The following is a 230-nucleotide window of genomic DNA, read 5'->3' on the forward strand; positions in this document are numbered from 1 at the left end:
CGGGTGTGCGTTATCACATGGTGCGTGGTAGTTTGGATACGCAGGGTGTGAAGGATCGTAAGCAGGCTCGTTCTAAATATGGTGCAAAGCGTCCTAAGGCGTCTTAATTTTTTGGCCGCAAGGTCTAGTAAGCTTTGGCTGGTTTGCCAAATTAAGCTGAATAACATAAGGGTGTTATATGCCACGTCGTCGTGAAGTCCCTAAGCGGGATATATTGCCGGATCCTAAAT

At 47.0% G+C, this 230-nt stretch carries 1 pseudogene; it reads left to right on the forward strand.

The features are described 5' to 3' along the window. Positions 1-107, forward strand: a pseudogene (rpsL, locus tag ACZ3GY_RS24900) (30S ribosomal protein S12); the annotation flags it as partial. Positions 108-230: the final 123 nt, after the last annotated feature.

It is taken from the genome of Pseudomonas sp. PME37.24/006 (genome assembly GCF_055556635.1).